At 58.8% G+C, this 25152-nt stretch carries 24 protein-coding genes and 2 pseudogenes; 18 read left to right on the top strand and 8 right to left on the bottom strand.

The features are described 5' to 3' along the window. Positions 1-64 precede the first annotated feature (64 nt). Entirely contained in the window at positions 65-856 is a 792-nt protein-coding gene (locus ACA059_RS13930) for an N-acetylmuramidase domain-containing protein (protein ID WP_497634350.1), read from the top strand. 1 nt (position 857) lies between these two features. On the opposite strand, the gene glsB is transcribed toward ACA059_RS13930, so the two are convergent. Continuing rightward, on the bottom strand, positions 858-1766 hold the full coding sequence (glsB, locus tag ACA059_RS13925; RefSeq protein WP_497634349.1) for a glutaminase B: 909 nt from the start codon (positions 1764-1766) through the stop codon (positions 858-860). 456 nt (positions 1767-2222) lie between these two features. Between glsB and ACA059_RS13920 the strand changes: the two genes are divergently transcribed. The 5 genes from ACA059_RS13920 to ACA059_RS13900 are packed head-to-tail and all read left to right on the top strand — an operon-like array spanning position 2223 to position 4408. Continuing rightward, entirely contained in the window at positions 2223-2426 is a 204-nt protein-coding gene (locus ACA059_RS13920) for an HvfA family oxazolone/thioamide-modified RiPP metallophore (RefSeq protein ID WP_059405530.1), read from the top strand. Positions 2427-2483: 57 nt separating this feature from the next. Then, positions 2484-2999, top strand: a complete 516-nt coding sequence (locus ACA059_RS13915; RefSeq protein WP_497634347.1) for an HvfX family Cu-binding RiPP maturation protein — start codon at positions 2484-2486, stop codon at positions 2997-2999. Between the two features lie 50 nt (positions 3000-3049). Then, on the top strand, positions 3050-3145 hold the full coding sequence (locus ACA059_RS13910) for a thioredoxin domain-containing protein (RefSeq protein WP_497634346.1): 96 nt from the start codon (positions 3050-3052) through the stop codon (positions 3143-3145). A 6-nt stretch (positions 3146-3151) separates the two neighbouring features. Further along, positions 3152-3673, top strand: a complete 522-nt coding sequence (locus ACA059_RS13905) for a glutathione S-transferase family protein (RefSeq protein ID WP_497634345.1) — start codon at positions 3152-3154, stop codon at positions 3671-3673. Between the two features lie 36 nt (positions 3674-3709). Next, the gene (locus tag ACA059_RS13900) at positions 3710-4408 is read left to right on the top strand and encodes a dienelactone hydrolase family protein (protein ID WP_497634343.1); all 699 of its coding nucleotides are present in this window, start codon (positions 3710-3712) and stop codon (positions 4406-4408) included. A gap of 51 nt (positions 4409-4459) precedes the next feature. On the opposite strand, the gene ACA059_RS13895 is transcribed toward ACA059_RS13900, so the two are convergent. Further along, on the bottom strand, positions 4460-5434 hold the full coding sequence (locus ACA059_RS13895; RefSeq protein WP_497634342.1) for a nitrilase-related carbon-nitrogen hydrolase: 975 nt from the start codon (positions 5432-5434) through the stop codon (positions 4460-4462). Between the two features lie 103 nt (positions 5435-5537). Next, positions 5538-6470 (bottom strand): GlxA family transcriptional regulator, encoded by a 933-nt coding sequence (locus tag ACA059_RS13890; RefSeq protein WP_497634340.1) that lies wholly within the window; start codon positions 6468-6470, stop codon positions 5538-5540. 126 nt (positions 6471-6596) lie between these two features. On the opposite strand from ACA059_RS13890, the gene ACA059_RS13885 reads away from it, so the two are divergent. Beyond that, positions 6597-10085, top strand: a complete 3489-nt coding sequence (locus ACA059_RS13885) for a hypothetical protein (RefSeq protein WP_497634339.1) — start codon at positions 6597-6599, stop codon at positions 10083-10085. A 254-nt stretch (positions 10086-10339) separates the two neighbouring features. After that, positions 10340-10825, top strand: coding sequence for an adenosine-specific kinase (locus ACA059_RS13880; protein WP_497634338.1), 486 nt, complete (start codon positions 10340-10342; stop codon positions 10823-10825). A 10-nt stretch (positions 10826-10835) separates the two neighbouring features. Here ACA059_RS13880 and ACA059_RS13875 read toward each other — a convergent pair whose 3' ends face one another. Next, complete coding sequence (locus ACA059_RS13875) at positions 10836-12149, bottom strand: dicarboxylate/amino acid:cation symporter (protein WP_497634337.1); 1314 nt, start codon at positions 12147-12149, stop codon at positions 10836-10838. An 87-nt stretch (positions 12150-12236) separates the two neighbouring features. After that, positions 12237-13292, bottom strand: a complete 1056-nt coding sequence (locus ACA059_RS13870) for a tartrate dehydrogenase (protein WP_497634336.1) — start codon at positions 13290-13292, stop codon at positions 12237-12239. A 137-nt stretch (positions 13293-13429) separates the two neighbouring features. On the opposite strand from ACA059_RS13870, the gene ACA059_RS13865 reads away from it, so the two are divergent. The 5 genes from ACA059_RS13865 (at position 13430) to ACA059_RS13845 (ending at position 19413) form a co-directional block, all read left to right on the top strand. Then, a complete protein-coding gene (locus tag ACA059_RS13865; protein ID WP_192409583.1) occupies positions 13430-14353 on the top strand; it encodes a LysR family transcriptional regulator in 924 nt (307 codons plus the stop codon). Between the two features lie 284 nt (positions 14354-14637). Beyond that, positions 14638-14913: a hypothetical protein gene (locus ACA059_RS13860; protein ID WP_497634335.1), complete on the top strand. Its 276-nt coding sequence runs from the start codon at positions 14638-14640 to the stop codon at positions 14911-14913. A gap of 334 nt (positions 14914-15247) precedes the next feature. After that, the gene (locus tag ACA059_RS13855) at positions 15248-16381 is read left to right on the top strand and encodes an aminotransferase class V-fold PLP-dependent enzyme (RefSeq protein ID WP_201117413.1); all 1134 of its coding nucleotides are present in this window, start codon (positions 15248-15250) and stop codon (positions 16379-16381) included. Between the two features lie 682 nt (positions 16382-17063). Further along, positions 17064-17642, top strand: coding sequence for an S-(hydroxymethyl)glutathione synthase (gene gfa, locus ACA059_RS13850; RefSeq protein WP_497634332.1), 579 nt, complete (start codon positions 17064-17066; stop codon positions 17640-17642). A gap of 346 nt (positions 17643-17988) precedes the next feature. Next, a complete protein-coding gene (locus tag ACA059_RS13845) occupies positions 17989-19413 on the top strand; it encodes a sensor domain-containing diguanylate cyclase (RefSeq protein ID WP_497634331.1) in 1425 nt (474 codons plus the stop codon). Positions 19414-19487: 74 nt separating this feature from the next. Here the strand turns inward: ACA059_RS13845 and ACA059_RS13840 are convergent, their stop codons facing one another. Further along, entirely contained in the window at positions 19488-20288 is an 801-nt protein-coding gene (locus tag ACA059_RS13840) for a GNAT family N-acetyltransferase (RefSeq protein WP_497634329.1), read from the bottom strand. A gap of 166 nt (positions 20289-20454) precedes the next feature. Beyond that, positions 20455-21075 carry a cell wall hydrolase gene (locus ACA059_RS13835; protein WP_497634328.1) on the bottom strand — a complete coding sequence of 207 codons (621 nt, stop codon included), beginning with the start codon at positions 21073-21075 and terminating at the stop codon, positions 20455-20457. Between the two features lie 175 nt (positions 21076-21250). Here ACA059_RS13835 and ACA059_RS13830 point away from each other — a divergent pair, with 175 nt between their 5' ends. From ACA059_RS13830 to ACA059_RS13815, 4 genes and pseudogenes are all read left to right on the top strand, one after another. Continuing rightward, entirely contained in the window at positions 21251-22102 is an 852-nt protein-coding gene (locus tag ACA059_RS13830) for a CAP domain-containing protein (RefSeq protein WP_497634327.1), read from the top strand. Between the two features lie 183 nt (positions 22103-22285). After that, positions 22286-22546 (top strand): annotated as a pseudogene (locus ACA059_RS13825) (formate dehydrogenase accessory sulfurtransferase FdhD); the annotation flags it as partial. Then, positions 22488-23009 carry a cyclic pyranopterin monophosphate synthase MoaC gene (gene moaC, locus ACA059_RS13820; RefSeq protein WP_497634325.1) on the top strand — a complete coding sequence of 174 codons (522 nt, stop codon included), beginning with the start codon at positions 22488-22490 and terminating at the stop codon, positions 23007-23009. The pseudogene ACA059_RS13825 and the gene moaC, both read left to right, overlap by 59 nt. Beyond that, positions 23006-23110 (top strand): annotated as a pseudogene (locus ACA059_RS13815) (molybdopterin synthase sulfur carrier subunit); the annotation flags it as partial. The gene moaC and the pseudogene ACA059_RS13815, both read left to right, overlap by 4 nt. Positions 23111-23116: 6 nt before the next feature. Here the strand turns inward: ACA059_RS13815 and ACA059_RS13810 are convergent. Further along, positions 23117-23905 carry a DeoR/GlpR family DNA-binding transcription regulator gene (locus ACA059_RS13810; RefSeq protein ID WP_497634323.1) on the bottom strand — a complete coding sequence of 263 codons (789 nt, stop codon included), beginning with the start codon at positions 23903-23905 and terminating at the stop codon, positions 23117-23119. Positions 23906-24202: 297 nt separating this feature from the next. Here ACA059_RS13810 and ACA059_RS13805 point away from each other — a divergent pair, with 297 nt between their 5' ends. Next, the gene (locus ACA059_RS13805) at positions 24203-25090 is read left to right on the top strand and encodes a serine hydrolase domain-containing protein (RefSeq protein ID WP_497634322.1); all 888 of its coding nucleotides are present in this window, start codon (positions 24203-24205) and stop codon (positions 25088-25090) included. Positions 25091-25152: the final 62 nt, after the last annotated feature.

The raw sequence follows: 25152 nt of genomic DNA, 5'->3' as shown, positions 1-25152 counted from the left end.
TGCACCCGGCCCTCCTACGCTGAAAGAGGTACATCAGCGTTTCCTGTTTTCCAAGGAGGCCGTCATGAGCGATGAATTCACAAGCCATGGAGCGGCCCTTGACGATGAAGGTCTGGCGGCTGCGCTGGACCTTGCCAAAGTCAGTGCCGCGCAACTCTGGGCTGTTTTGGCAGTAGAAACCTCCGGCAATGGGTTCTATCCCGATCGCCGCCCGAAAATCCTTTACGAGCGCCACGTATTCAGTCGGCTGACCCACCAGAAATTTGATGCGCAACACCCGGATATCAGCAGCAAAACCCCCGGCAACTATGGCGCATCGGGGCCGCATCAATATGACCGCCTGAACCTGGCCGTCGGCCTGAACAGGAACGCAGCCTTGCAAAGTACATCGTGGGGGCTGGGGCAGATCATGGGGTTCAATTTTGCGCAGACAAATTCGGCGGATGTCGAGACGATGATCAAGCGGATGGTCGAGTCCGAAAACCAACAACTGCTGTGCACCGTTGGCACGTTGATCGAAGGCGGGTCAGTCGCGGCATTACGGGCCAAGGACTGGGCCAACTTTGCACGCCGCTACAACGGCCCCAACTATGCGATCAACAACTACGACGTGCGGCTCAGCGCGGCGTATCAGAAGTTCTCCTATGGAGGGACGCCGGACCTGAGAATCCGTATGGCGCAAACCTACTTGACGTACCTGGGCTGGCATCCCGGCCCCGTCGACGGCATCGTCGGCAAACAGACCCGGGATGCGATGAACCTCTTTCAGGCAAAAGAGCACCTGGACATCACCACGGTGCTGGACGATGAAACGCTGGCGTGTTTGCGCAGCCGGGTCGAAGCGTTGCCGCGCTGACCTAGAACACCGACCAGCCAATCCGCTGACTCAGCAACTCCAGCGCGGCCATGCCCGCGAGGGAGTTGCCGGCGGTGTTCAACTCCGGTGACCAGACACACACCGTGAACTGCCCCGGCACCACCGCGACAATCCCCCCGCCCACGCCGCTCTTGCCGGGCAAACCGACGCGATAGGCAAAGTTGCCGGCTTCATCGTAGAGGCCGCTGGTGGCCATGATCGAGTTGACTTGCTGGGTCTGGCGGGCGGTGAGGATCTTTTCGCCGCTGTGCTTGCAGAAACCGTCGTTGGCCAGAAAACAGAACGCCCGCGCCAGATCCACACAGCTCATACGCAGCGCGCAATGGCTGAAGTAACTGCGCAGCACCGCTTCGACGTCGTTGTGAAAATTGCCGAACGACTGCATCAGATAAGCCATCGCAGCATTGCGCGCGCGATGCTGGTATTCGGACTCGGCGACCTTGCCGTCCACCATCACTTGCGGGTTGCCGGACAGCCGACGGACAAAGTCGCGCATCGACAGTGCCGGCGCGGCAAAGCGTGACTGGTTGATGTCGCAGATCACCAGCGCACCGGCATTGATAAAGGGATTGCGCGGGCGTCCGCGCTCGAATTCCAGTTGCACCAGCGAATTGAACGGTTGGCCGGAAGGCTCGTGACCCAGGCGCGTCCAAATGGCTTCGCCGGAGTGCTCGATGGCCTGCACCAGGCTGAACACCTTGGAAATGCTCTGCACCGAGAACAGCGTATGGGCATCGCCGGCGCAATACAGTTCGCCGTCATTGCCATACACCGCGATGCCCAACTGATCGGCCGGCACCGTACCGAGGGCGGGAATGTAGTCAGCCACCTTGCCCTGGCCGATCAGGGGACGTACTGCGTCAAGGATCTCGTTCAACAGCGCTTGCATGCCGGGTTCCGAAGTCTCGCCCCATGGGATTGCGGGGACACAGACGCTAGACGCCGTTGGTCGTGGCCGGATCACAGTTTTGTACCGAGACACTGGCTACCTGTAGCAGCTGTCGAGCCCCAGCGAGGCTGCGTTCGGCTCGGGCCGCGTTCGGACGCAGCAGTCGTGAAACCAAGCGGCTCGGTAGTCCATGTAAATCGCGTGCACAGGGTTTACGACTGCTTCGCAGCCGAACGCAGCCTCGCCGGGGCTCGACAGCTGCTACAGGGTTGCGTTCTAGCTGAGCAATTTCAGGGGTTACGTATCACAGTGTGTACAGCGCCCCTCCCGACACACCCCGCCCCTAAAACCCCACACCAAAGACACATCGCAGATACACCTGCTTGATGAACTGTGCCTGTCGATTGGCCACGCCGATCAAAGCGCTCAACTCACTCAATGCTACGGAGTATCACCATGTTCAAGCTCTCGACTTCTTCCTTGACCCTCGGCCTGATCATCGCTGGCGGCCTGGCCCTGTCCAATGTGGCTTCGGCCTCCGAGTCCGAAGCATTCAGCATGAAGCAACTGGCCCACGGCTACAGCCAGGTCCAGGCCGACACGGCAGAAAAACCGGCGGAAGGTAAATGTGGCGAAGGCAAATGCGGCGCCGGTGAGTAACCCTTTGCGTGGGGCACTGCGTTGCCCCACCTCCCTGACTGAACGGAGATCAAGCCCATGACCACCTCACTCTCATCGGCCGTGAAAGGCCTGCACCTGAACCTCGACCGTGCCGGCAGCTGGATCGCGCCGCTGACTCTGCGGGTGTTCCTCGCCTGGGATTTCTTCGAATCAGGACTGGAAAAATTCAATGGCGAAAACTGGTTCGCCGATATTCAGGACAGCTTCCCGTTCCCCTTCAACCACGTGCCAGCCTCGCTGAACTGGGAACTGTCGATGTGGGCCGAACTGATCTGCGCCCTGGCCATACTGGTCGGCCTGGGAACGCGGATCTCGGCGATCATTTTGATCGTGGTCACGGTCGTCGCGACCGCCGCCGTTCACTGGCCGGCCGATTGGTCTACATTGAGTGAGCTTGCCCAGGGTTACGCCATCAGCAACAAGGGTCACGGCAACTTCAAACTGCCGCTGATCTACCTCGCGGCCTTTATGCCGCTGTTGCTCTCGGGTGCCGGCAAGCTCAGCCTCGATGCGCTGCTGGCTCGAGTCTTCTGGCGTCGCGATAACCGCTGAAGCGCCAGGGACTCGATAACGTCCTTCGGTTCAATAGTGGAGCAATCGTCATGAGTCTCACCCTTTACGGTTTTGACGGCAGTACTTATGTGCGCACCGTGAAGATGCTGCTGGCGGAAAAAGACGCGGACTTCGACCAGGTGTAGGTCAACGTGATCAAAGGCGAGCCGCACCTGCCAGAGCATTTGGTGCGTCACCCTTTCGGCAAGGTGCCCGTCATTGACCATGACGGGTTCCGGGTGATCGAAACCGGCGCGATCGTGGCCTATCTGGACGAAGTGCTGCCAGGTCCGTCAATCACCCCTGACAACGCCCACGACCGCGCGCGCACCCACATGGCCCAGGGCATTTATGATTCCTATGGCTACGGCAACCTTGTGCAAGTGTTCGGCTACCATCTTTTTCCTGACTTCATTGGCGGGCAGAATGAAGATTCGCGACGCAAAGGGATCGAGAACTCGAAACGGGTACTGCGCGAGCTGATGAAAATAAAAGGCACCGATCCCTATATCGCAGGTCTTGAACCCAGCATCGGCGACTTTTACCTGGCACCGGGCTGCGCCTACATCGCCATGACCCCGGATGCACCGCAGGTGTTTTCGGTGGACGGTTTCGACGGATGGTGGAAACGTATGCAGTCTCTGCCAAGCTTCAAGGCCACGCAGCCGAAATAAGCTTCACCCCACTCACTTGTGTAGACAGGAGCCACCATGAGCGTGACCACCCAATGGATCGAGATCGACAGCGCCGACGGTAAATTCGGCGCTTACCTAGCGATTCCGCACACCCGCAAAGGCCCGGGGATCGTGCTGATCCAGGAAATCTTCGGCGTGAATGAACATATCCGCTCGGTCGCCGAACAATACGCTGCCGACGGTTACCTGGTGATTGCACCGGACCTGTTCTGGCGCAGCGGCCACCGCATCGAACTGACCTACGACGAGGCCGGCTGGAAACGCGCCGTCGAGCTGATGAACGCCACTGACGTCGGCAAGGCACAGGCCGACATCGAACTGGCCATTGACGCCTTGAAAGCCCAGCCGGGCCTGGACGGCGGGATCGCCTCGATTGGTTACTGCTTCGGTGGTTTGCTCTCGTACCACACCGCCGCCAATGGGCTGGTGGACGTGGCCATCGCCTATTACGGCGGCGGAATCCAGAATCAGCTGGACCGGGCCGATGAAATCGAAGTGCCGCTGCTGATGCACTTCGGTGAACAGGACAGCCACATCCCACTGGATGCTGTGGAGAAAATCGCCGAGCGTTTCGATACCAACGATAACGTGGAAATTGTCGTGTATCCGGAGGCCGAACATGGCTTCAACTGCTCGCATCGCGACAGCTACAACCAACGCGCAGCAGCTGAGGCCCATGGCAATACGTTGATCTTTTTGGGTCAGGAACTGTAAGGCCAGACGAGCAAAAGGGGACTTCCAAAGTCCCCTTTTTGTGTCTGCCGTTTAACGACTGATTTCCTCCACGGTATCGGTCACCGCCAACTTCGGATGTGCACTGCGTTCATGCACATGGCTCGTCGGTGTGCGGTCGATCAGCAGGCTCAGCAGTTCCGGACGGCTGTAGTGGCCGCGCGAATCCATCATGCGTTTGCGTTTGTCGATCAAGCCCATATCGAGGTCGACGATCACCTCGCCTTCGCCTTCAGTCAGCGAGCCCAGCACCACGCCATCCGGGCTGATGATCGCGGTAAAGCAACCACCGAAAATCGGGCCGATGGGGCAACCGGTGTCGGCCATGATTTGCGCCTGTTGTTCAGGGTTCAGCCAAGCGGTGGAGTTGACCACGAAGCACGCCGATTCCAGCGCGTGTTGGCGGATGCTGACTTCCATTTGTGAGGTAAACAGCGGGCCGGCAAACGACCCCGGGTACATCGACGCGTGAATCTGTTCGCCGTCGGCCATCAAGGCGTAACGGGCCAGCGGGTTGTAATGTTCCCAGCAAGCCAATTGGCCGATGCGCCCTACCGCGCTGTCGGTGGCGCGCAGGCCTGAGCCGTCGCCCATGCCCCAGATCATGCGTTCGTGATAAGTCGGGGAAATCTTGCGGCGATGCTGAATCAGGGTGCCGTCGGCATCGAACAACAACTGCGCGTTGTACAGCGTACCGCCGTCACGTTCATTGACACCGATGGACACCACCATGCCGGCCTGTCTGGCGGCGGCGCCGATGGCATCCGTGGTGGACGACGGCACAGTCACGGCCTGATCCAGCAGTTTGAGGTGCTCGGCGCCCATTTCGAAGGGCGACTGAACGAACGAGAAGTACGGGTAGTAAGGCACGATGGTTTCCGGGAACACGGCGAACTCCACGCCTTGCTCACCGAGTTCGAGAATCTTCTGCACCACTTTGTCGACGGTGCCTTCACGGCTGTAAAGAACGGGACTGATTTGGACGGCGGCGGCTTTTACGAGGGTCATGGCGGTGATCTCAGTAAGAAATGGGCTTCAACGAGATAAAAATTACGCCAATAATATTTAGACTGAAATGTCGAATACACCACCTTTTAGGACATCACGAACGTTAGCCACGATTGGCGCGTTGAATGACCTGCGGTGGCTGGCCAAATGCACGGATAAACGCCCGACGCATCCGCTCTCGATCGCCAAAACCGGTATCGGTCGCCACCACGTCGATGGGGTGCCGACCGGTTTCCATCATCAGACGCGCCGCTTCCACCCGCAGGTTTTCGATGGCCTTGGCCGGTGATTGGCCGGTTTCGGCATGGAACACGCGACTGAACTGCCGAGGGCTGAGGTTGGCGGCGCTGGCCAGCTCCTCGACCGACAGCGCGGACTTCAGGTTCTGCTTGGCATAGGCCAACGCGGCCTGGATGCGATCGGTCTTGGGCTCCAGTTCGAGCATCACCGAAAACTGCGACTGTCCTCCCGCGCGCCGGTGGTACACCACCAATTGCCGGGCTACCCGCCGCGCCACTTCCGCGCCCAGGTCGCTTTCAACCAGGGCCAGTGCCAAATCGACACAAGCGCTCATGCCCGCAGCCGTCCAGATGTTGCCGTCATTGATGAAGATCCGGTCTTCCTCGACCTTCACCTTCGGGTACGCCTTCTGCAGCGCCGGGGCATGGCACCAGTGCGTGGTCGCGCGCCGGCCATCAAGCAAACCGGCCTCGGCCAGCGCAATAGCGCCGGTGCAAATCGAGCCCAGACGCCGGGTGGTCCGGCTGGCGTTGCGTAAAAACGCCACCATGCCCGGTGATACCGGACGGATCAGGTTGTCGCCCATCACCAGCAACGTGTCGAACGAGCGCTGGTCGAACGCCGTGGTTTCCACGCCAAACCCGGCGGAGGTCTGCACCGTACCGCCGCGCTCGGACAGCAAGGCAATGTGGTACGCCGGTTCGTCGGTGGCCATGTTGGCCAACTCGAACGTGGCGCACATGGCCAGGCCCAGCACCTGAAACCCGGGGTAAACGATGAGTCCGATTGTGTACATAGTGGCGGGTTCTTTTGACCTTAAAGGTGGCATGACGGATGTTACCGCCACTGACTTTGCGCTGAACCCTGTTATTGGGTCTATACATAACTGTAATCAGTTGGCCGAGAACAAGAGGCACAGGCCATGGACAACAAGGGTTCTGGCACTAACCTGGCCTTCTGGCTGCCAGGCAGTGCGGTCATCCTGAGTCTGGTGGTATCGATGTTCGCCCTCAACCGCGAACCGTTCCTTGAACCGCGGCCGATCGGTGCACAGTTCCAGGCGCAACTGCCCATCGAAGCCCGGTTATGGCAAGACCCTTTCGACGCGGTCGAGCGTTATCGCAAGAAGCTCACGGACAGCAAGAACCCGGATGCCGAGCATGTTTGCAGCCCGGATATTTCTCCCCTGTCCGGCGAAAATCCGGCGCCCGACATCATGGTGGCGCTGGTCGAAGGCGGCCCTTATGCCGATGAAGTCGAACGGCGCCGGCGCATTCGTTATGCGCTGCTGGCAGGGTTCAAGAATTCCCACCGCGTGCCGGACCAGGAACAGTACATCCATTGCTTGAGACTCGCCGCCAACCTGTCGCTGGATACCCCGCAGAAAACCGCTTTCGTCGACGCGCCCTATGAAGTGTTCGTCTCCAATCCCTTCGATCCGCCGACGGCCCTGGAAGGGTCGCCACCACCGCCTGACCGAACTATTGTGTTCTGGTTCAAACAGGACGCACTCGGCTCAACGCCGCTGCAGATGCTCGAAACGCTACGCGAGACCCTGAAAAACAAAATGGCGTTGGCGTGCGCTCCAAAACCGTGTTCCGAGCCATCCGACACGGCTGTCCTGAAGGTCATCGGCCCTTCTACCTCAACCGTCCTGCGCGACATGTTCCAGGACCAGGACATCGGCAAAGCCACACCGAATGTAGAAATCTACTCACCGCTGGCCACGGCCGATAACGAGACGCTGGATCGCGGGTACCAAAAGCTGTCGCCACCGCTGGCGAACAGGCAACCCATGAAGTTGCTGCGCACCGTCAGCGACGACGGCACCATGACGCAATTGATGCTGGAAGAGCTGAAGTTGCGCCGCGTGGACCCGGCCACGGGGGTGCGTTGCAGCGAAGACAAGCTGCGACGGATCGGCTCACCGTGCACCCGAGATCTTCGCCGCAGCGGTCACCGTATCGCCTTGATTTCCGAGTGGGACAGTTTCTACAGCCGCGCACTGATCGAAAGCTTCAAGTCACAGGTGGCCAGGGATGCCCGCCTGGGCAGCGACGAAAAAAACCATAGGGATGTGGTCGATCAGTGGATTTTGCGCTTCAGCTATCTACGCGGCCTGGACGGACGCCTCCCGGAAGAGCCCGCGAGCAACGACAAAAGCGCCAGTACCGATCCCGGTAAAAACAAAGACCCCACCCAACTTGATCTCAGTCCGCTGGAGAAATCCGACGGCAACTCCCAGCTCGACTACCTGCGGCGCCTCGCCGACCATATCGCCAGCGAGGATGCGGCCTATCGACGCAACGGCGAAAGTGGCATTGGCGCGATTGGAGTACTGGGCGTCGATGCCTACGACAAGCTCTTGGTGCTGCAAGCGCTGAAGAGTCGAATGCCGTACAAACTGTACTTTTCCACCGACCTCGATGCCCGCATGTTGCAACGGGGCCAGGCGCAAACCACGCGCAACCTGATACTCGCCGCCCCCTATGGACTCACCCTGACCCGCGCCCTGCAGCAAGACGTGCCGCCGTTTCGCGACAGCTTGCAAAGCGCGGTGTTCATCTCGGTGCTGGCGGCGCTGGCGCCGCAATCCTTCGACGCCAAACGCGCAAAATTCGACTATTCCAAATCGGAGCTGCTCTCGCCGGGCATCTATGAAGTGGGGATCAGCGGCTTCATTCCCCTGGCGAGCCGGCTGACCGCGTCACGCCCGGCAAGCTGCGAGGCACCGACCCAATCGCAGTCCGATCGAGGCGTACGTCCGCACGACCTCATGGCGCTGCGCTGCCTCCAAGATCCCTCACCACCGCCCTACCCTGAACCCTCCAAATCAATTCGCGACCGCTTCAAGCAAGCCCAGTCATTCTTCTGGGCCGGGCCACTGACCGTCACCCTGCTGATACTCGGCGGGTTCATTGTCTGGTGGCGGATCGAGGGCCCGAAAGATGAGCATGACGCACGGTTAACCTGGGTTCGCGGCGTGCCGATGACGCTGTTTATGGTGGCGGCGGCCTGCGCATTCATCGCCACGCGGTTCTGGCATGCGGAGTTTCTCTGGTTCACGTTCGTGCTGATATTGCTGGGGATCATTTCCTCGAACCTGACCCGGCGCTCCGCGAGGCAACTGGCGATGGCCAAGGACTCGACAGACAGCATGGGTACGGGCTTATACGACTCCCGGGCGTGGTACATCGTTGTCCCTCTCGTCATGTTCATCCTCGCGCTGATGTTGGCGTACCAGATGCGCAGCACATTGACGGACAACGGACTGGGTGAGCCGATGTTCCTGTTTGAAGGCATCAGTGCCTGGCCCACCGTCGCACTGCGATTGCTGGCCGTGCTGATCTCCCTTTCGGCACTGGCATGGGGCTGGCGCAACCTGCGCATCAACCGGACCGAGATCGAAGCCGCGTACCATTTACGCCTGCACATGCGCAAATACGAGATGACCTTGTGGGGACAGGTTCGACGCTTGATTCGCCGGGGCAAAGGCTGGACATTGCGTCGCTGGTGCAACGAACTGGGGCACTGCCTGCTGAAGATTTTCTTCCCGTTGCTGACCGCCAGCGACGAATGGTCAAAGTCCTGTGCACCGGCACAGGCCGCTTGCACGGACGGGCGCAAGATGATCGTCATTGCACGCTTCTGGGGTGAGCACTGCGTCTGCGGCTCCTTCGGCGCCCGAATGCTGCGGGCCATGCTCGCCACGTGGGTTTACGTCGTGGTCACCAGTGTGTTGTTTGTCATCTGGCCCATGGAGGGCATGCCCGTACGCGGCGCATCGATGTGGTGGATGATGAGTTGGCTGATCCCCGCGCTGGTTTTCCAGGTGCTGGTGTTCTGGGTCATGGATGCCAACCTGCTGCTGACGCGATTCATCCGCCATCTCAGCGAACATCATGCGATCTGGCCAGGCAGCTTGCAGATGGAGCACAAGAAGACCTTTGGCATGCTCCGGCACCCGTGCATCGACGAGTGGATGGATTTGCAACTGATCGCCAAGCGCACCTCGGCCGTAAACCGTCTGATCTATGCGCCGACGGTGGTCATGTTGATCCTGTTCGCATCGCGCAGCAGCCTGTTCGATAACTGGCCGACACCGCCCAGCCTGGTCATTTCCTACCTGCTGACGGCGCTGGTACTGCTGGTCTCAGCGCTATCGCTGCGCCGTGCCGCAGAAAAATCCCGCACGCTTGCACTGCAACGACTTGACGCCTACCTGCTGCAAACACCTGAAACGACGCCCTGCTACGGCAAGTTCAAGATGATCCGCGAGCGGGTCGCGACGCTCAGCACCGGCGCGTTCTCACGCTACGCTGAAGACCCGCTGATCCGGGCGCTGCTGCTGTCACTGACTGGCATCGGAGGCTCGGCCTTTGTCGATGCGTTGAACTATGCGAAGTTCTAGCAGCAACGGGTAAAGCGGCGACGAACACAAACCTGTGGCGAGGGGGCTTGCCCCCGTTGGGTCGCGAAGCGGCCCCCAGTGTTCGTTCAGACAAATCGAGCTGTCCGGATTTACGGCTGCTGCGCAGCCGAACGGGGCGATGCGGCGTTCCGACAAGCCCCCTCGCCACAGGGTGACCACCAGGCTCAAGATCTACGTTTTATGAGTAGCTATGCTTAACGTGTTATCAGTCATCGTGAAAGGAGGCGTTCGAGATGCAACTCATCACGTTGAAAATCGACAAGCCGGAAGCGACCAACTTCATTTTGGGTCAGACCCACTTCATCAAGTCCGTCGAGGACATCCACGAAGCGTTGGTCAATGCCGTGCCAGGTATCCGCTTTGGCGTGGCCTTTTGCGAAGCTTCCGGCAAATGCCTGGTGCGCTGGTCTGGCACCGATACCGCCATGATCGAACTGGCCCGGAGCAATGCCCAAGCCATCGGTGCTGGCCATAGCTTCATCATTTTCCTCGACGACGGCTTCTATCCCGTAAACGTGTTGAACGCCGTCAAAATGGTTCCAGAGGTGTGCCGCATTTTTTGTGCAACGGCCAATCCGACTGAAGTGATTCTCGCTGAGACAGATCAAGGGCGAGCGATCCTGGGCGTGGTGGATGGCTTCTGTGCCCGTGGCATTGAAGGCGAGGCCGACATCCTATGGCGCAAGAACCTGTTGCGGCAGATCGGCTACAAACTTTGAGCGCCTGCCGTTAAGCAGGCGCTGAATGAGCAGCGATAACCTCTGCCTGAGCCGTCGCGGGCTTCTCCCCTTCGACCTCACCATTCAACGCCTTGTGCATTTTCACGGTGTCCAGAGCCCCGACCCATTTTGCAATGGCCATTGTCCCGACGCCATTGCCGATGGTGTTGGTGATCGCACGCGCTTCCGACATGAACCGGTCGACGCCCAACAGCAGCACCATGCCCGCCACCGGAATGGTGCCAAGGGACGATAGCGTCGCTGCCAGAATGATGAATCCCGAGCCGGTGACACCGGCAGAGCCCTTGGAGGTAAACATCAGCACGGCCAGGACGATCAACTGATCCGTCAGGGTCAGCGGTGTGTTCGTGGCCTGCGCGATGAAGATGGCGGCGATGGTGTAGTAGATCGCCTGCCCATCCGGGTTGAAGGTCAAGCCCGAGGGGATGATCAGGCCCGCGACGGGTTTGGAGACACCAGCCTTTTCCATCTTGGAAAGCATCTGCGGCAGCACCGATTCCGAAGAACTGGTGCCCAGGACGGTGAACAGTTCTTCCTTGATGAATTTCAAAAACTTCCACAGGCTGAATCCGCTGTAGCGGCAGATTGGGCCCAGTACAAAAATCACGAACACAGCACAGGTCAGGTAGACACAGGCCATCAACTTGCCGAGTGAGAACAGCGAGCCAAAGCCGTATTTGCCGATGGTGAAGGCAATCGCTCCGAAGGCGCCGATGGGTGCCAGGCGCATGACCATGTTGACGATGCGAAACATGCCCTGCATCAGGCTGTCCAGCGTGTCGACGAACACCTTGGCACGAGGTCCGACATGCGCCAGGGCAATGCCCAACAGAATGGAGAACAGCAATATTTGCAGCACGTTGCCCTTGGCGAAGGCATCCACGATGGTGTCGGGGATGATGTTCATCACAAAGTCCATGAACGAGGCATGCTTCACGGCGCTGGTGTAGGTGGCCAGGCTGGACGTATCCAGCGTGGCGACATCGATGTTCATGCCGGCGCCGGGTTTGAACACATCGACAACCACCAGGCCGACGACCAGCGCCAGGGTGGACACCACTTCGAAATAGATCAGTGCACGGAAGCCGACGCGCCCCAGCTCTTTCATGTTCTCCATGCGTGCAATGCCCGTAACCACCGTCAGGAAGATCACCGGGGCGAGGAGCATTTTGATCAGTTTGATGAACGCGTCGCCCAAGAGTTTGAGCGCTGTTCCGGTTTCGGGCACCAATACCCCGACGATGGCGCCGAGGATCACGGCGATGAGCACTTGTACGTAAAGTTTGCCGAATATTCTTTTCATGACAGGGCCCTGATTTTTTATTGTTGTCAGGAAATGCCAAGGGGTCTGATCGGTGATCAGCCCCTTGGCGTTGTGCCGCAGTTTGAATCAGCGTTTGATCAACTCGATGACCGCATCCGTGATCTGGCGGGTGGTGGCCGTACCGCCCAGATCCGGGGTATGCAGACCGCTCTCGGTCACCGCCTCGATGGCCGACATCAGGTGCTTCGCCGCAGCCGCTTCACCCAGGTGTTCGAGCATCATCGCCGCCGTCCAGAACGTCGCAATCGGGTTGGCAACACCCTTGCCGGTGATGTCGAAGGCCGAGCCGTGGATCGGTTCGAACATCGAGGGGAATTTGCGCGAGGGGTTCAGGTTGGCGGTCGGCGCGATGCCCAGGCTGCCGGACAACGCGGCGGCCAGATCGGACAGGATGTCGGCGTGCAGGTTGGTGGCGACGATCACGTCCAGCGTCGACGGTTTGAGCACCATGCGCGTGGTCACGGCGTCGACCAGTTCTTTGTCGATCCTGACGTCCGGAAAGTCCTTGGCGACTTCGTAGAAGATCTCGTCCCACAACACCATGCCATGTCGCTGGGCGTTGGATTTAGTGACCATGGTCAGGTGTTTGCGCGGACGGCTTTGCGCCAGTTCGAAGGCGAAACGGTGAATGCGCTCTACCCCGGCACGGGTGAACACCGACACTTCGGTGGCGACTTCTTCGGGCAGGCCCCGGTGGACACGACCGCCGTTGCCGGAGTACTCGCCCTCGGAGTTTTCACGCACCACGACCCAGTCGATTTGATCACCATTGAGCAGCGGGCTTTTAACCCCTGGCAGTACGCGAGCCGGACGCACGTTGGCGTACTGGTCGAAGCCCTGGCAGATCGGCAGACGCAGGCCCCACAGCGAAATGTGATCCGGTACGTTGAGCGCACCGACAGCGCCGAAGAAAATGGCGTCGAAGGTTTCCAGCTCTTCCAGGCCACCTTCCGGGATGTAGTAGCCATTTTTAAGGTAGTTATCCGAGTTCCAGTCGAAGTGTTTGAAATCCAGTTCGAAGCCGGATTTCTTCGATAAGGCTTGCAGCACCTCGACGCCCGCGGCGATCACTTCCACACCGATACCATCACCTGGAACCGCAGCAATTTTGTATGCGCTCATTGTTGACTCCACTCTCGTCACGTTCTTGTTTTGCCTGTCGAACGGGGGTGTTCAATCAGGGTGTGAGCGGAGTATATGTAGTGAACAAATGAGCGTGAGTTACTCCAAATCACTACATAGATGAATTTGAGTTACCAATGAGCCAAACCCTGGATTTGTCTTTTTTCTACCTGCTGGCCAACAAAGGCAGCCTGGCGGCGACGGCTCGCGAGTTGGGCGTCACACCGCCGGCGGTGAGCAAACGCCTGACCGCGCTGGAAGCACGGCTGGGCATCCGCCTGGTCAACCGCACCACGCGCTCGATGAGCCTGACCTCGGAAGGTGAACTGTATTTTTCCCATGCCGCGCGCATCCTGACGCAGATCGATGAGGTCGAGCAGCTGATCAGCAGCAGTCGGGCGACGCCTAAAGGTCTGATTCGCGTCAACGCCTCGCTGGGGTTCGGTCGGCGCTATATCGGCCCTGCCCTGGGCGCGTTCTTCGCGCAGTACCCGGAGGTGGAAATCCAGCTGGAAATCAGCGACCACCCGCTCGACCTGACGACTCACGGGTTTGACTTGGGTATTCGTTTCGGCACGCTGCCGGACGCCGCCTTCCATGCCCGAAAGATCGCGTCCAATCGCCGTCTGTTATGCGCCTCGCCGCTGTACCTGGAACAGCATGGCGTGCCCCAACGCCTGGCGGATTTACAGCAACACAACTGCATCTTCCTGCGGCAAAACGAAACGCCCTATGGCGTGTGGAGTTTCACCAACGGTGGGCGCACGCAAAACATCAAAGTGCGCGGAGCGTTGGGCTGCAACGACGGTGAAGTGGCCCTGAACTGGGCGCTGGAAGGTTACGGCATTCTGCTGCGGGCCGAATGGGACATCGCCCGTTACGTGCGCAGTGGCCGCTTGCGCCTGGTGCTGGAGGATCAGACCCCCACCCGCGCCGATGTCTACGCCGTGTATCCGCAACAGTTGCACCTGTCGGCGCGCGTACGCAGCCTGATCGATTTCCTGGTCGAGCGCTTCAAGCACATCGATCACCTGGAAGAACCGGAATCTACGCGCGAATGAACAGGGTTGGCGGGCGTCAACTCACGACTCAAAGCAGCCAGTGGATGGAGCGTTGGAAAATGAGAGCTAAGCTCTCTTCTAATGTCGGGCTTATTGAGCAGATTGGGCTTTGCGTCCATGGCGTATAACCGCCTTCAGCGGTCACCATGCCGTTACAACATCCTGTCTGATCAGAAGGCAAGCGCGAGAACAGGGAGTGCTATCCACCAGCCCCGCGGAGGCGCTATCACCCCACTGCGGTCTATTTAGAGTTAGCGCTTCACAACAGCCTCGGAGGGGAGCCAATGAAACGCTTCGTAATGCTCATCGCGATCTCTTTGCTTACCACTGCTTGTCAGAGCACAAATGATAACGGCATCACCCGGCTTGATAATTGTGTCTGCTATAAATCGTCCGAGGGACAACAATCGCAGCTATCGCAAACGGCATGGAAAGACCCCGAAGCGTTGCAGAAACAATTCTCGCATTGCATTTGCCGAGCCTTGGTTGACCTGAAGAAGGTCGATGATCCCAGCAAATTTTTCGTGCCCGGAACCGAAATAAGAACGGAACTGAAATAAAACAAGTGTTGTGGTCCAGCAGACTCAGCTTTTGACTTATTAAGTGCGTTTCACATAACTTCGGTCGATTGCCGCCGTTCGTGACAGTCCGGTTTTGGCCGGCTGCCGCCCTTCGTAACTGGTCGTTATCGACCGAACGTAAGGAGGTAGGAACCTTTAAGGCCCACCCTCCCACCACTCAGCAGCCACCTGCGAGCATTGCTACGTCCAGTAATCGACCTGATGATGCCAGCCGCTCGACAGAAGTCGCAAATCAATCCCGAGCAATCTTGTCATTTGCCAAGGCTTAGGGCAGGGTCGATACCACTGAGATCTCTGCCAAAGGAGTCACCCCATGTCAAAGCTATATCCCAGTATCGATCCCGAGGGGCTGGTCGAGTACTCAGTGGTCTACACCGACCGCTCGCTCAACCACATGTCGCAGTCATTTCAAGGCGTGATGAAGAACATTTCCAGGACCCTGAAACAGGTCTACAACGCCCAGGCTGTTGCGGTGGTCCCGGGCAGCGGCACATTCGGCATGGAAGCGGTGGCGCGACAGTTTGCCACCGACCAGCAATGCCTGGTGATACGCAACGGCTGGTTCAGTTATCGCTGGAGCCAGATCCTTGAGATGGGCAACATCCCGGCGGCCACCACGGTGCTGAAAGCCCGACCGGTCGATACTGGTCGCCAGGCTGCCTACGCCCCACCCCCTCTGGACGAAGTGCTGGCAGCCATTCAGGCGCAGAAGCCGCAGATTGTCTTCGCCCCCCACGTTGAAACCTCATCAGGGATTATCCTGCCCGACGAGTACCTGCGGGCCGTCGGCGACGCCGTGCATGCGGTGGGTGGCCTGTTCGTGCTGGACTGCATCGCCTCAGGCACGCTTTGGGTTGATATGCAGAAATGCGCAGTCGACCTGCTGATCAGCGCACCGCAAAAAGGCTGGAGCGCCTCCCCTTGCTGCGCCCTGGTGATGCTCAGTTCTTTGGCCCTCGAGCGCATCGAACAGACGCATAGCAGCAGCTTCGCCTGCGACCTGAAAAAGTGGCTTCAGATCATGCAGGCCTACGAACAGGGCGGACATGCCTACCATGCGACCATGCCCAGCGATTCCCTCGCGCGATTTAACGAAGTGATGAAAGAGACGCAAGCCTACGGTTTCGACAAGGTCCGCGGCGAACAACAGGCTCTGGGCGATCGGGTGCGCGCAATGTTGACCGGCAAAGGCATCAAAAGCGTGGCCGCAGCCGGCTTTCAGGCCCCTGGCGTAGTGGTGAGCTACACCGATGATGCCGACATCAAGAGCGGTAAGAAATTTGCAAACCACGGTCTACAGATCGCCGCCGGAGTGCCGTTGCAATGCGACGAGCCGGCCGACTTCCAGACCTTCCGCATCGGTCTGTTCGGACTCGAAAAGCTGCACAATATCGAGCGCACGGTCAGCACCCTCGAGCAGGCACTGGACGAGGTGATGGTTAACTAAGCCCTCATCTTGCCCGCAGCACATACCGAACTTGTGAATTCTGGGAAGGCACACTGCCGGCCCATGGCGCTGATCTTCGACGAATATGACGCTGGTCGCCCGGACGTCATGTTAGAACCATAAGGGAAAGCCCATGCACGCGTTTTACTGACACGTGCGCCCTTCAGCGCTATCAGAAAGGTTTCCAACGAAGCCTTTCACGGGGCGGATGATTGGCGGCTGTATGACTTGGATCGACCCAAAGCTGACTGTGGCGACAGGCTGAATCGGCCAAGAGCAGACCATGAACACGCTGCTGATTACTCCGTAATATGTGCACAAACCGTGTCGCTTTGCCTTCTCATGTCCGGCCCCTACAAACGATCCGCTGCGTGACCATTGATGCGTCAAGTGGGGTAACGCGCCTGGGTCACGCCAGCGTTCTGAATTCAACACACTCGCCCGTGCGCTGGCCCGAGCCGCGCTCGAGGCGTCATCGCAGACTATTCTTGATCTGGGTAACCGACCGGTCGCACCGAAGGAGGTCACTCGTTTATGCACTGTGTCCTTTTCGAAATCCGCCGCGGTTCAATCTGATGCATGAAGGCAAATCGATCCGCGCCGTCATCGAGTGCCGATGAACTACCGGTCTGGGGCACGGCCCAGGCACTTTTGTCTGCCACCCTGAAACGGAGACGCCAGCATGAGCACCTTGCAACTTCACCCTGCACTGGACAATGGTATCCAACCCGCCGCCGCGAATTTCGCGGGCGGCACCCTGCAATGCCTGTGTGCGACCGACAAGGTCGAGGTCAAGATCGACGCACAAACGCTGCATAACCACGCGTGTGGCTGCAGCAAATGCTGGAAACCACAAAACGCGACATTCGCCGTCATCGCCGTGGTGCCTCGAGATAAGGTCAGCGTCATTGCCCACGGCGAAAAACTGGCGATTGTCGACGAAACCGCGACCATCCAGCGCCACGCCTGCAAGCAGTGTCACGCCCATCTCTTTGGGCGCATCGAGAACAAGGACCATGCGTTTTATGGCCTGGACTTCGTCCACACCGAGCTTTCGCCACAGAGCGGATGGGCTGCGCCGGGATTCGCGGCGTTCGTGTCCTCCATCATCGAAACCGGCACACCGCCAGCGCAAATGAAGGCTATCCGCGAGCGCCTGCGCTCGATCGGCCTGGAACCCTATGACTGCCTGTCCCCGGACTTGATGGACGCACTGGCGACTCATGTCGCCAAACAGAAAGGCCTACTCCCCGCCGCCTGATTGATCGGTCGCCGCGGTTTCTTTTCCGGACCGCGGCTCCGATTCACCTTTTCGCTATGGCTCACTGCAACCTACATCAGGCAGATAACGGCCAATTTCTGCCTCTCACGACTGACCGAAAATCGCCGATGAGAACAATGAGACATTCCTGATCGATTAATGGCGTTCCCGTGAACATTTTTACCTGCTTGCGCAGCAGAAATCGGGAAGGAGTCTAATATTGAATTGCCATAGATCGGTCCATCCCCTATCTGCGTAATGAGGCGCGGGACCGTTGGCATGCAGGCGGCTTTGGAGCCAACACCGGACCGGTGTTGGCTAAATAGATTTAAACCTGGAGGGAACCATGAGCAATCTCATCGCCACCGGCGAGCCACCTGAAGCCGTCCGCCTGATGGTCAAGGTTTACGCCTATTTGCTGCTCGCAGGATTTGCGTTTGTTCCGGCCTATCTGATTGGCTACTTATACGTCTTTCAAGACCCCACTCTTATATTCGAGAACCACCTCTTCCATATAGTTGCGATCACGGCAGCCACCTTGGCGGGCTTGTTTGTGACTTACGTCACGTGGCGCTGCTATCAGTCATCGGGAGATCCGCTGCTGCGATGGATGACGCTTGGTTTTCTCGGTTTTGTACTGATCTACGCGTTGCATGGTGCGTTCACCGGGCTTGCACACCACAATATCTGGCTCTTCCTGCTTTATGGACCGGCCTCTCGACTGGTCATGTCGATTCTGCTGTTAGTCGGAATGCTGTCGTACCACCGCCCACCTGATGCCGCGGACCAACGAATGAAGGCCCGCCCGTGGTTGACCTGGATAGGACTGTTCCTGCTGGTTGATGTGGCAGTGGCGTACGTCGCGAATTCGCCGATCGCCAGCAACCTCGCGGTGCGCCTCTCGATGGAAGGCGGTGCCCTCATTCTTTCCGCATTGACCGTGGCAATACTCCTGCTGCGCCGTATCCGTTCGCCGCTGATGATGATTTTTGTCATCTCGGTCACCGCGTTCGCGCTGTCATCGCTTGCCTTCATCCTTGCACGTCCGTGGAACCACATGTGGTGGCTCGCTCATGCGATCTTCGCCGGTGGATTCTTCATGTTGAGCTATGGGGTCGTACAAGCGTTCCTCACCACCCGGTCGTTCTCGAAGATTTACAGCCAAGAGGAGTTGATGGTGCGGCTTGCCGAAGCGATGGCGTATACCGAGAGCGCCCTGCAGGAACTCCAGCGCACCAATCAAGAACTCGGGCACCTTGCGGCGACCGATCCACTGACTGGTGCTGATAATCGGCGTCGGTTCATGGAGCGCGTCGAAGTCGAAATGGGCCGGACCAAGCGCGGCGGTGAGCCGTTCTCTGTGTTGGCACTCGATCTGGATAATTTCAAGTCCATCAACGATCGCTTCGGGCATCAGGTTGGCGATGACATCCTGAAGGATTTCGTGGATAAATGCCTCGATTCGATCCGGCCGTATGACGGCGTAGCCCGAGTAGGCGGGGAAGAATTCATGATTCTGCTACCTCAGACTTCACTTGAAGGCGCGCACGTAATTGCTGAGCGTCTGCGAAGCACCGTTGCAAATAATTCTTTTCATGGCCTGCAGCGGTTAACCGTGGTCACCGTGAGCATCGGCGTATCGCAATCCGGCCGCGACGGCGACACCATCGAGGCCATTCTGCGTACAGCCGATCAACGCCTGTATCACGCTAAACACGAAGGCCGTAACCGTGTGGTCACGACCATCGAAGCCAGCCTCCAATCTCTGTGAAAGCGTCGGCACCGATACCCGGCTTTACCCATCGCAACAGGCAGCAACCGGCTGATCGTGTTCAGCCGTTTATCTTAGTTATCTGCGAGGCGGTACAGTGCTTGGGCATGAGATGTCGTCAACCCGGCACGTTGCAGATTTCGGCGACTTTGGGAGCTGGCCAGCGCGGTCGCGGCGATCAAGTGGCAGCCATGCTTCTTCGCTTGCTCAATTCGATGAGATATCAGTGCTCCATGGTAGCCAAGGCCCCGGGCATCCTTTCGTGTGGCAGCCGTTCCAAGGTAGGCAATGCCATTACTGGCCAAATACATTGAGGCTCCTGCCACGACTTTCCCATCAGCTTTCAGGACGCAGATTTTCAGACGTCCGCTCGACGCCTGCTCTGCGAAGGATGCTTGATTCAGCAATCGGTACTCTGGTTTGGTATGAAAACCGCCCGCATGCACATCTGCGAACTGAGCAAGAGTTTTCGACGTGACTTCCTCGATTTCGAATGAGTGGCGACTCAAGACCACCTTCTCGATGGCACACGCGAATTGCAAGTGAGTCCAGCCCCTCAAACGCTCAAGCTGCGCTTCGCCCACAAGTGAGTACTGCCCCACCGCGGAAGGTTTCCCGATAAGGGGAGTTACGGCCGAATGTTCCGCTGAATCTTTGAGCAACTTCAACACTGCCTGGGGATCACGGGCGCTGTCGCCGTAGATGCGGTTGAACATTGGGCTAGGTGATGCGTTCACCTGAAAACACGGAAAGTCTCCGTTGGAAAAAACACGTGCGCCATAAGGATTTCCGCTTACCCCTGCCAAGTTCTGAACACGCGAACGCAAATACTCGCTTTCTGCGGCCTCAATCTGATGTGCCAGTTCAACATCCATGTAAGTCGTCCTTTTTTGAAGATTTCCAAGGGAGGTAAAGCGCATCGAACAATACGCTTGCGTCCAAGTACGTACCAGTAGCTGGCTCTGCTTCACCGTCAACTTTGGGTCGATTGCAGCTGGTCGCGGATGGCCGGAGTCGGCGAGGAGCGATCGGCGAACATCCCTACTTCGCCGACCCACCACGCGGCTTGTAAAAAAGAAACATCGAGGTCTCGGTGGTCTTGATGTATTTCCTGGCCCAAGCGGGTTTCACCTTCCTGTCGTGGAAATACATCGCGCCGTGAGTTCGGTCGTTGAGTTGCTTGTTGAGCGCCTTGCGCGCGATTTCCTTGGCAATTGCGTATTGGGTTTCTTCCTGGACCTGATCCGAGCGTCCATCACACCACCACGAAAACTGACAATTTTTGGTTTCAGAACCCTGCTTGACCACGGCGCATACCGTGTCCGGAAAGCCCTCATGGCCCAGGCGGTTCATGACGACGCTGGCGACGGCTTCCATGTCGGCGGACGATTTGCCTTTGGCTTCCCAATAGATGGAGCGGGCCAGACAGGTGATTGCATCGTCCAGCGGCGACGCACCGACAGGATCGACTGCCTGAACTTCAGAGGTGGTGATGGCTTCGGACCTGGGCACCGGCACATCGGTGCCCTTCTCCGCGGCTTTCTGCTCAAGGACCTCAGCCTTGTCTTCAGCCACTTCCTTTTTTTGCTCCTGCTCAGACGCGATGACGTGGCCGGCGAGAAGGGTTATTGCCAAGCAGGTGGCTATCCAGATAACTCGCATGATCGACCCTTCTGACGGAACCGGGAGCACGCCGCACTGGCGACTTTGCTTGATTGTAGTTGCCAAAAATCATTCCAACAGACGGACAAAAAAACTGTCTTGGGGCGTGAAAAGTCATTGCGCTCGCGGGGGTGAAATCGCGCATCATGGGCGCAGTCAGCTCAAGGGGATTTCCATGCGCTTCAAATCATCTGCTATGCGTCTTGCCACGTTGTCACTGGGGATGTTGTTCGCCGTGAATGCGTTGGCGGCCGACGAGAAACAACTGATTGATTCGATCAACCTCTACCGCAGCCAGGTGCAGCGCTGCGCAGGTCAGGTCTCGCAGGAACTGCCACCGCTGGCCGGCGACCCACGGCTGGCGTTGAATGCCAACAGCGTCGGCAATCTGCAGCAGGCAATGGCCAGCGCGGGTTATCCGATGAAGAATGTACAGGCGATCAGCCTGTCCGGGCCGCGCGATGCGCCGTCGGCGATGAAAGCCATTCAGGAAAGTTTTTGCCAGATCGTGCTGGACCCGCAATTCGTCGATATCGGCGTCAGCCGCCAAGACCGGGAGTGGCGCATCGTGCTGGCGCGTCCACTGTTGAGCGCTCGCCTGGGCGACTGGCAGGCGGAAGGCCAGAAGCTGCTGGCCGAGCTCAACATCGTACGCAGCCAGCCGCGCCAATGCGGCACGCAATCCTTTGCCGCCACCACGCCACTGGCCTGGAACGCCACGCTGGCGACGGCGGCCGAGGAGCACGCCCGGTCAATGGCCAACAACAATTACTTCGATCACAAGGACCGCGATGGCCGCATGCCGGGTGATCGGGCTGAGCTGGCAGGCTACAGTGGCGGGCAGGTCGGCGAGAACATCGCTGCCGGCCAAGACACCGTGCGCAAGGTGGTCGATGGCTGGGTGTCCAGCGCCGGTCACTGCGCGAACCTGATGAACCCACAGTACCGGGAGTTGGGCGCGGCATATGCCGTTGATCCAAAGAGTGATCCGGGGATTTACTGGACAGCGATGTTCGGGGCGCAGTGAGTTCGGGACGACCGATAGAAAAAACCCGGAGCCCTGTCATGGGGCTCCGGGATTCTTTTTGCGGCGATCGTCAGTGGGTACTCATCCCGGCCGCATGCATCAACAATCGCAATGTCCCCGCCACGACACCCGCATCCGCATCCGCATCCGCGATTCCAGCATGCCCTCGGTCTTGACCAGCAACCAGGTCTGGAAGATTTCATTCGGGGGTTCAGCGTCAGTAACGACATCGTCCAAGACCTCAGCGAAATCTACGATGTCCGTCTCTCGCATTTCGACCAGGCCTGTCAGGCGGATGTGCAGATTTCCAGCCGCGCTTTCTGGGCACTGAAAAATCATCGCCGGCAAATGGCCAGCACTCGCGGTTGCGGCTTGTGCGGCGTGGATGCGCTGGAGCAGGCGCTGCCGCAACTGGACATTCTGGCCCCTGCCGCGCTTCCACCTCGACAGTCAGGGCCGCGCGAACATGGTCGATGTGGGTGAAAAAACTTCGACCCAGCGTGAAGCCCAGGCACATGCCTGGGTGCGCATGCGCCCCGAGACCTTGAAGCTGATTCAGAACGACGGCCACCCCAAAGGCGATGTGTTCGCCGTCGCCCGGATCGCCGGCATCATGGCGGCAAAAAAGACCCACGAGCTGATTCCCCTCTGCCACGCCTTGCTACTCAGTTCGATTCATGTCGAGCTCAAAGCCTGTGCGCCCGACAGCGTAAAGAGCGTCGGTACGTGCCGCCTCGAGGGGCAGACCGGCGTCGAACTGGAAGCACTGACCGCCGTCAGTGTGACGGCGCTGACCCTTTACGACATGTGCAAAGCGGTGGATCGCGGCATGGTCATCGGCGAGATCCGTCTGCTCAGCAAACACGGTGGCCGGTCGGGGAAATTCCAGTGGGAGGACGCACAATGATTCTGATCAGTTACTTCGCTCGCTATCGCGAGCAGCTGAACCTTGGCGGTGAAAAGCTGCCATTGACGGCAACCCTCAAAAGCATCGACGACGTCCGCCAACGGGCTTCACGCCTCCACCTGCACCACTTCAATCCCGAGCTTCTGATAGTCCTCGACATTGCCCGACGCCACATGACGCTCGGTGATCAGGGTGTGAATGCGCTGACACGGCGCGACCACGAACGGCTCCACCGCTCCCAGTTTGTCGGCGGTGGTGACGGCAACGACACGGGAGGCGCTGGCGAGCATTGCCTGTTTGACCGGCACCTCGTCGAAATGCAGGGAGCTGATGCCGACTTCCGGGTGAATCGCGCAGACGCCGGTGAACAGCAGATCAGCCTTGATGCCCTCGATCAGCCGCAGGGTTTCCTGTCCGCTGGCCGATAGGGTCGTGGGATTGAGATGCCCGCCGGCCAGAATCACCGTGATGCCTTTGTATTTGGCCAGGGTGATTGCGATCATCGGCGAGGCGGTGACGGCCGTAATGGCAATGTCCGAAGGCAGCGATCGGGCGATCTGCAGCGTCGTGCTCCCCGAATCGAAAATCACAATCTGGCCGTCCTGTACCTGGCGAGCGGCGAGTTGCGCCAGGTGGGTTTTCACCTCATCGGTTTCATTGACGCGGGTGAAAAAATCCTTGCCGGTGTCCTTGGGCCGCGGCAGCGCCCCGCCGTGCACCCGCTGCACCAGCCCGGCGCTGGCCAGCTCCGCCAGATCACGGCGAATGGTGTCTTCGGACACCGCGAAATGCTGGCTCAGCTCGCCCGCCATGACCTTGCCGTCACGTTCGAGGATCAACAGGATTTTTTGCCGGCGCAGATGAGGAAGTTCGGCGGCTGAGTGTGAGTCGTGCATGTTTTTGCCCGCTTTTGCGTGTAATTGCGTGTTTGTGCGAGACTAGCCACATTGCGGGATAAACACAAACCAGCCGGCTATCAATTGTTTCGATGATTCAAATCATGAAGCCGAATTTTTTATTTGTTTGTGACTTGTTCAAGATGGCGCCATCACAAATGTTTTGGATGAAAACTTCATGAATCTAAACTTTGCCTTTGCCTGCATGATCGTGGTCTCGTTCGCGATTGCGTTGGGCCACGCCTGATCAGCAGAAACCAAGGGCCATTCGCTCCCTCCTCCAGCCAGAGTCAACACATGCTGTTTTCCCTTGTATCGAACGGCGCTCTCGTCACGCCTGAAACGCCGGATACAACGGTGCCCTGGTGGAGCTTTACCAAAACCGTGCTCGCTGCTGCCGCGCTGTCACTGGTGCGTGACGGGTTGATCAACCTGGACGAGGCCGTTGCTGAAGGCCCCTTCACGCTGCGCCAGCTGTTGCGGCATGAGGCAGGGCTGGCGGATTATGGCGAACTCGCCGACTACCACAACGCCGTGACCCGCCATGAGACGCCCTGGTCGGCCGATGACATGCTGCAACGCCTTGATGCCAGCCGGTTGCGCTACGCACCCGGGGACGGTTGGCGCTATTCAAACGTCGGCTATCTGTTTGTCGTGCGACTGATTGAACGCGTGACGGGGTGCACGCTTGAAGCAGCGCTCACGGAGCGTGTGTTCGCCCCCCTCGGTTTAACCCGCGTACGCCTCGCCAAAACGCGAGCCGATCTAGAGGGCGTGAACATGGGGAGCGCGCCATCCTACGACCCTGGTTGGGTCTATCACGGCTTGCTGGTTGGCCCACTTGAGGAAGCCGCCCTTTGTCTGGACGGTCTGCTGGCCGGCAACCTTCTGCCAAACCCGCTGCTGCAAGCGATGCAAACGGCACGCATACTCGGCGGCCCGATTCCCGGTCGCCCATGGATGTCTGCGGGTTACGGCCTCGGACTGATGCAGGGCGCGGTGGCAGGCGGCCTTACTTTGAGCGGACACACCGGCGCCGGTCCGGGCAGTGTAGTGGCAGTCTATCGCTGCGTTGATGGCGAAAACGCGGCGAGTTGCGCGGTCTTTCATGAAGGCGGCAACGAAGGGGTTGCCGAAGCAGAGGTGGTCGAGCGCCTGTCGGCAGTCTTGGGGAACAGCCGGTAGAAACGCCATAACCTCTCCCAACATGGTCTATAACCAGTGGCTACATGATTTGGATCAGGGAA

The organism is Pseudomonas sp. LBUM1647 (assembly GCF_059716175.1).
The sequence above is the reverse complement of the archived record's forward strand: the minus strand, read 5'-3'. Positions and strand labels throughout refer to the sequence as shown.

Excerpts from the sequence above, each read along its gene's own strand:
- ACA059_RS13910 (WP_497634346.1), top strand. The coding sequence starts at position 3,050 with ATGAGTCTCACCCTTTACGGTTTTGACGGCAGTACTTATGTGCGCACC.
- ACA059_RS13865 (WP_192409583.1), top strand. The coding sequence starts at position 13,430 with ATGAGCCAAACCCTGGATTTGTCTTTTTTCTACCTGCTGGCCAACAAA.
- ACA059_RS13810 (WP_497634323.1), bottom strand. The coding sequence starts at position 23,905 with ATGCACGACTCACACTCAGCCGCCGAACTTCCTCATCTGCGCCGGCAA.
- ACA059_RS13880 (WP_497634338.1), top strand. The coding sequence starts at position 10,340 with ATGCAACTCATCACGTTGAAAATCGACAAGCCGGAAGCGACCAACTTC.
- ACA059_RS13890 (WP_497634340.1), bottom strand. The coding sequence starts at position 6,470 with ATGTACACAATCGGACTCATCGTTTACCCCGGGTTTCAGGTGCTGGGC.
- ACA059_RS13875 (WP_497634337.1), bottom strand. The coding sequence starts at position 12,149 with ATGAAAAGAATATTCGGCAAACTTTACGTACAAGTGCTCATCGCCGTG.
- ACA059_RS13900 (WP_497634343.1), top strand. The coding sequence starts at position 3,710 with ATGAGCGTGACCACCCAATGGATCGAGATCGACAGCGCCGACGGTAAA.
- ACA059_RS13840 (WP_497634329.1), bottom strand. The coding sequence starts at position 20,288 with ATGGATGTTGAACTGGCACATCAGATTGAGGCCGCAGAAAGCGAGTAT.
- ACA059_RS13930 (WP_497634350.1), top strand. The coding sequence starts at position 65 with ATGAGCGATGAATTCACAAGCCATGGAGCGGCCCTTGACGATGAAGGT.
- ACA059_RS13835 (WP_497634328.1), bottom strand. The coding sequence starts at position 21,075 with ATGCGAGTTATCTGGATAGCCACCTGCTTGGCAATAACCCTTCTCGCC.
- ACA059_RS13845 (WP_497634331.1), top strand. The coding sequence starts at position 17,989 with ATGAGCAATCTCATCGCCACCGGCGAGCCACCTGAAGCCGTCCGCCTG.
- ACA059_RS13860 (WP_497634335.1), top strand. The coding sequence starts at position 14,638 with ATGAAACGCTTCGTAATGCTCATCGCGATCTCTTTGCTTACCACTGCT.
- ACA059_RS13805 (WP_497634322.1), top strand. The coding sequence starts at position 24,203 with ATGCTGTTTTCCCTTGTATCGAACGGCGCTCTCGTCACGCCTGAAACG.
- ACA059_RS13870 (WP_497634336.1), bottom strand. The coding sequence starts at position 13,292 with ATGAGCGCATACAAAATTGCTGCGGTTCCAGGTGATGGTATCGGTGTG.
- gfa (WP_497634332.1), top strand. The coding sequence starts at position 17,064 with ATGAGCACCTTGCAACTTCACCCTGCACTGGACAATGGTATCCAACCC.
- moaC (WP_497634325.1), top strand. The coding sequence starts at position 22,488 with ATGCGCTGGAGCAGGCGCTGCCGCAACTGGACATTCTGGCCCCTGCCG.
- ACA059_RS13885 (WP_497634339.1), top strand. The coding sequence starts at position 6,597 with ATGGACAACAAGGGTTCTGGCACTAACCTGGCCTTCTGGCTGCCAGGC.
- ACA059_RS13855 (WP_201117413.1), top strand. The coding sequence starts at position 15,248 with ATGTCAAAGCTATATCCCAGTATCGATCCCGAGGGGCTGGTCGAGTAC.
- ACA059_RS13830 (WP_497634327.1), top strand. The coding sequence starts at position 21,251 with ATGCGCTTCAAATCATCTGCTATGCGTCTTGCCACGTTGTCACTGGGG.
- ACA059_RS13915 (WP_497634347.1), top strand. The coding sequence starts at position 2,484 with ATGACCACCTCACTCTCATCGGCCGTGAAAGGCCTGCACCTGAACCTC.
- ACA059_RS13895 (WP_497634342.1), bottom strand. The coding sequence starts at position 5,434 with ATGACCCTCGTAAAAGCCGCCGCCGTCCAAATCAGTCCCGTTCTTTAC.
- glsB (WP_497634349.1), bottom strand. The coding sequence starts at position 1,766 with ATGCAAGCGCTGTTGAACGAGATCCTTGACGCAGTACGTCCCCTGATC.
- ACA059_RS13920 (WP_059405530.1), top strand. The coding sequence starts at position 2,223 with ATGTTCAAGCTCTCGACTTCTTCCTTGACCCTCGGCCTGATCATCGCT.